The sequence below is a fragment of the Peribacillus sp. NPDC058002 genome, assembly GCF_042886655.1.
Taxonomy (GTDB): domain Bacteria; phylum Bacillota; class Bacilli; order Bacillales; family DSM-1321; genus Peribacillus; species Peribacillus aracenensis.
In genome coordinates this window covers 1-1,367 of the sequence record NZ_JBHVQU010000499.1, presented here as the reverse complement: position 1 = coordinate 1,367, position 1,367 = coordinate 1, and the positions used below count along the sequence as shown (strand labels likewise).

The following is a 1,367-nucleotide window of genomic DNA, read 5'->3' as shown; positions in this document are numbered from 1 at the left end:
AATTCGGTCCGGGGATATGCACTGCTCCAACAGCTTCATACCCTTCCGGAAGGTTAGGTAATTGAATGGATATGACTTTTCCATAAGCAATTGGCGATCGATACAAAACACCATAAACCATATTTTCCAATTTCACGTCACTAATATAGGGCAACTGGCCCGATACTTTACCTTTATGGTCCTTTTTGGGCACTGAGGTGCTTATGTCTTTGAGATTCATTGCAACAACACCCTTCGACTCATATTTTTATTGGGACATATTCTGAATAGAAACCTCTTCCTATGATTTTATCAATGAGAATGATCTTTTATGATTCATTTCTATTCAAGATTTTCCTAGTTTTTAATTATATTTTTACTTCGCTTATCATAATCAATGGCTTTTTGGTAATCCTCCGGTGTATCAACATCCATTAATACTCCCGCATCATCTATATTCATGTATTGCTTTTCGTAACCACCAAGGACCAGACGCAAATTACTCTCTGGATTGGTTTCGAGAATTTTCTGTTTCACTTCGCTTGATAATTTAATGGGATGGCCGCCTTTATAGTCAAAGCTGGGAATAACCACGTTTCCTTTGTGTTTTGCTATTAGCTGAACAGTCTCTTTTTTAACAAGCGGACAATCTCCGGGTGTTATAAAGAAGGTTGGGGCATTTACTTCGTTGCAGCCCTTTTGAATGGAATGAAACATTCCCATGTTAAAGTTTTCATTATAAACAAACTTGATCTGAAATGAATAGGCATTTTTACTGATGATTTTGGCAATTTCCTCTTGGATGATTTCCGCTTGAAACCCAGCTACGACGATGACCCTGCTGCATAATCCTTCAAATTTAGAGATCGTTTGCTCCAACACGCTCATTTGCCCCATCGGCAAAGTCATTTTAAATGCATTCGCTCGGCTGGAATATCCAGCAGCTAGGACGATTGCTTCCATGTTTGTCACCTTCTACCTATCATTTTTCTTAACTCTCACAATAAAAGCACAAGCGGTGTAAGCATTTGCGGTATGGACTATTAAGAGATCATTGATTATTTATACTTTGAATTTTAATTAAATAATCAGGATAGCGTTTTTTCTTTATATGCGTAAAAGCCTCATTATATTACTTATGGTACGCTTCAGCGTAACGCATCTAAATGAGGTTTTTTTAACTCTCATTTAATTACATACTTAGTCCTTCGACTCTTCTGTAAGCTAAATTCCCCAACTCAAGATTATAATTCAAGTTGCCCCAGGACATGTCCACACATCTGGGATTTATGTACAACGATTAATTCAAGGAAGCAAAGAAAATCGAATTGAAAGAATAACAACTCAATTAATTGGCTGATTAGATGAGGATACATGTAGATAAAGAG

The 1,367-nt window shown here is 36.9% G+C and carries 1 protein-coding gene and 1 pseudogene; both read right to left on the bottom strand.

The window, feature by feature from the left end:
* Nucleotides 1–220 (bottom strand): annotated as a pseudogene (locus ACFVSH_RS26665) (aldehyde oxidase); the annotation flags it as partial.
* Nucleotides 221–336: 116 nt separating this feature from the next.
* A complete protein-coding gene (locus tag ACFVSH_RS26660; protein ID WP_387708830.1) occupies nt 337–942 on the bottom strand; it encodes a nucleotidyltransferase family protein in 606 nt (201 codons plus the stop codon).
* Nucleotides 943–1,367 lie beyond the last annotated feature (425 nt).